Source organism: Hyphomonas sp. UBA3601, from assembly GCF_002375605.1.
Taxonomy (GTDB): Bacteria; Pseudomonadota; Alphaproteobacteria; order Caulobacterales; family Hyphomonadaceae; genus Hyphomonas.
On record NZ_DFME01000114.1, the window covers coordinates 26,739 to 30,427 of the forward strand.

4 protein-coding genes are annotated in these 3,689 nt (G+C 59.6%); 3 read left to right on the top strand and 1 reads right to left on the bottom strand.

From position 1 onward, the window contains the following. Both ccrA and B4F73_RS12140 read left to right on the top strand, forming a co-directional pair. The coding region (ccrA, locus tag B4F73_RS12135) for a crotonyl-CoA carboxylase/reductase (RefSeq protein WP_290483384.1) at positions 1 to 990 on the top strand (990 nt) is incomplete at its 5' end. Between the two features lie 11 nt (positions 991 to 1,001). Further along, positions 1,002 to 1,355: a nuclear transport factor 2 family protein gene (locus B4F73_RS12140; protein ID WP_034817639.1), complete on the top strand. Its 354-nt coding sequence runs from the start codon at positions 1,002 to 1,004 to the stop codon at positions 1,353 to 1,355. Here the strand turns inward: B4F73_RS12140 and B4F73_RS12145 are convergent. Further along, entirely contained in the window at positions 1,352 to 2,083 is a 732-nt protein-coding gene (locus B4F73_RS12145) for a glycosyltransferase family 2 protein (protein ID WP_084333547.1), read from the bottom strand. The two genes, B4F73_RS12140 and B4F73_RS12145, sit on opposite strands and share 4 nt — an antisense overlap. Before the next feature lie 155 nt (positions 2,084 to 2,238). On the opposite strand from B4F73_RS12145, the gene B4F73_RS12150 reads away from it, so the two are divergent. Next, positions 2,239 to 3,689 (top strand): ArnT family glycosyltransferase (locus B4F73_RS12150; RefSeq protein ID WP_349679567.1); only part of this gene is annotated, 1,451 nt, incomplete at its 3' end.

Consider the following 3,689-nt stretch of genomic DNA (forward strand, 5'->3'; position numbering starts at 1 on the left):
GTTGCAGGGTCCGACGCGTCCGGGATCGTATGGGCTGTCGGTCGCAAAGTGACACGCGTGAAGCCGGGTGACGAAGTGGTCATCCACTGCAACCAGGATGATGGCGACGACGAGGAATGTAATGGCGGCGACCCGATGTTCTCGCCCAGTCAGCGTATCTGGGGCTACGAAACTCCAGACGGCTCCTTCGCCCAATTCTGCCGCGTGCAGGCGCGCCAATGCATGCCGCGCCCCAAGCATCTGACCTGGGAAGAGAGCGCCTGCTACACACTGACGCTTGCCACAGCCTACCGCATGCTGTTCGGCCACCGCCCGCACATCGTGAAGCCGGCAGACAATGTCCTTGTCTGGGGCGCCTCGGGCGGCCTTGGCAGCTTCGGTGTCCAGCTTTGTGCTGTCACGGGGGCGAACGCGATTGGGGTCGTCGGAAGCGATGACAAGAAAGAGCATGTGCTCAGTCTTGGCGCCAAGGGCGTGCTCAACCGCAAGGACTTCAATTGCTGGGGGCAGCTGCCGACCGTGAACGGCCCGGAATTCAATGACTATATGAAAGAGAGCCGAAAGTTCGGCAAGGCGATCTGGGAACTCACTGACAAGAAGGATGTCGACATCGTCTTCGAACATCCGGGTGAGTCGACTTTCCCTGTGTCTGTGTTCGTTGTGAAGCGTGGCGGCATGGTCGTCATCTGCGCCGGCACGACCGGCTTCAACCTGACCATGGATGCGCGCTTCCTCTGGATGCGGCAGAAGCGGGTACAGGGCAGCCATTTCGCAAACCTGAAACAGGCAAGCGCCGCGAACCAATTGGTGATCAACCGGCGCATTGATCCGGGCATGTCCGAAGTCTTCCCGTGGGAAGACATTCCGGCCGCGCACGACAAGATGCTGGACAACAAGCATCTGCCTGGAAACATGGCTGTTCTGGTGACCTCACCAAAGCCGGGTCTCCGAACGGTTGAAGATGTTCTGGCGGTAAACGGCCAAGCCTAGTAACAGGCCGTATGGCCAGACCGGACGCTGATTCGTTTGCCCGTGAATGGGTAGCAGCCTGGAATGATCACGACCTCGACGCTGTGCTGTCGCACTATGCCGACGGGGTCGTGTTCCATTCGCCGCGCATTGCGCTGGTGATGGGGACGGATGAGGATTTCCTGACTGGAAAAGCGGGGCTGCGCAAATACTGGCAGGCCGCAATGGCCAGCGCGAGTGATCTGTATTTTGAACTGGAAGACGTGTTGACCGGATCAGACGCGATCACGTTGCTTTACACCAACCATCGCGGCCAGAACGCGGCTGAAACTTTTATTTTCGATGAGGATGGCGAGATCTGTATCGCTGTCGCGACCTACGGCTAAAGCTCGTCCATGCCGCCCGGATTGCGCCGACGGCGGACCAACCACATAACGCCCCGCAAATCGGACAGGGCATCGGCCAATCGGCCAAAATTCGTATAGTTCGATGTTCCGCTACGACGCTCGCGATGATTCACGTCGCGATATTCCACATCGAAGCCTTCGGCCTGCATCAGGGCAGGGACGTAGCGATGGATATGATCGAAATAGGGCAACCTCAGGAAGGCTTCCCGATAGATCGCCTTCACGCCACAGCCGGCATCGTCGCAATCATCCCGCAGCAGGCGTTTGCGGATCTTGTTGGCAAAACTGCTGCCAAACCGCTTCCAGGCAGTGTCTTTACGCTTGGTGCGGCGGCCCATAACCATTTTCAGCGATTCCGGCGCATCTGCCCGCGTCAGCTGGCGGTACAGGTCTGGCAGATCGGCTGGATCGTTCTGTCCATCGCCATCCAGCGTGCCAATCACCGGCGCGCGCGCCGCCATTATTCCGGAACGGATGGCCCGGCTCTGCCCGGCATTGTTGCGGTGCCCGATCACGCGCAACATCGGAAAGCGCTCCTTCAGTTCGATCAGGCGTGCCCGCGTGTCATCGGTCGACGCATCATCGACGAACACCATTTCGAATGCGCGCCCATCGAGCGCGCGGTGAATCTCGGTGATCAGGGATTCGACATTGCCGGATTCATTATGAACCGGAACAACGATGGAAAATTCAAGCGACTGGGCCACGGCTGGCACCTTTCAGGCAGGGGCTCGCGAGCGCGCGAGGCAGGTTTCGCACGCTCATACAAAGCGATTTGACGCAAGGCGAGCCCTGCGGCGCATTTGTCACGCTAGGAATCTCAGCGCAAAACCCTGAAGACGCGCGGACATGAACAAGGTAAATGGCAATCATGACTTTGCTTGATCGACTTTCCACCGGCTGGAAACCCTGGTTCGTCCTGTTCATCCTCACATTCGGCGCTGCTGCGCCCGGCGTGTTCAATTTGCCTGCCCTCGACAGGGATGAGAGCCGGTTTGCGCAGGCCTCGAAGGAAATGCTGGAGGAGCAGGATTATATCCGCATCCAGTATCAGGATGAGCTCCGCAACAAGAAGCCGGCAGGCATTCACTGGCTGCAGGCCGCCTCGACGGCAGTGTTTACGGGGCCCGAGGCAAAGCAGATCTGGACCTATCGCGTGCCGAGCTGGTTGGGGGCCGCCTTCGGAACGCTTGCCTGTTTCTGGGCCGGACTGGTCCTGGTTGGGCGAAGGGCCAGCTTTGTCGGCTCAGCCCTGTTCGGCGCGACGCTCCTTCTGACATCGGAAGCGCACATCTCGAAAACAGACGGAATGCTCGTTTTCCTGACAACGCTCAGCATAGGTGCGCTTGCGCGCCTTTATATGCGCCGTGACCAGTCGAAAAAGATGGCGCTGCTCTTCTGGTTTTGCATGGGCACCAGCTTCCTGATCAAGGGGCCAGTGACGCCGATGGTGGCCGCCTATGCCGGGATCGGGGCATGGGTTTGGGCCAAGGCGACAGATGGTAAGGGAGGCGACTGGTGGCGCGTTTTGCTCTGGTGGCCGGGGCCAGCGATTTTCGTGGCAATGGTGCTGCCCTGGTTTCTCTGGATTCAGGCTGCGACTGATGGGCAATACATCAAGGGCGCGGTCGGCAAGGATCTGAAAGACAAGTTCACCGGCGCCTCTGAGGGGCATGGTGGCTGGTCATTCTACCATCTTACCCATGTTCCGGCCTGGTTCTTCCCGGCGACCCTGTTCATCATTCCCGGCTTTGTGGCGGCGTGGAAGACGTTGAAGCCCATCAAGCCGCAAGGCGCGGCATGGCTGAAGCACGTTTTGTTGGTGGGCGCGGCATTGTTCGCGGTCTTGTTGATCTTGAGTTATCTGCTGCCCTTCCTGCCGCGCCCGGCAGGAACGGGACTGGCAGCACAAGCGCTGAACACAATTGCCACCCTCAAGCCGCTGCCAGCATGGCCAGCAGTCTTGCTCGCCTATTTCTGGTGGGTGTCGGGGCGCGACACATGGATGGCGAAGCATCCGGTCGGAGAAGCGATCATACCTGACGAGACACGCGCGGTCCGCATGCTCGTGGCCTGGGCGGTCCTGACCTATGCCTTCTTCGAACTGATGCCGACCCTGCTCAGTCACTACATCCTTCCGGCCTATCCTGCCTTCGGACTGCTCGCAGGCTATGCAGCGGCTAAAATGATGGAAGGGGAATTGTGGCCCGTCACGCGATGGGCGTCCCTGATCCTGTTCGCGTTGGGGGCGATCCTCTTACTTGCCGCCTCATTCCCCGGTGTGACAACCTATTTCATGGCGGAAACGGCGGG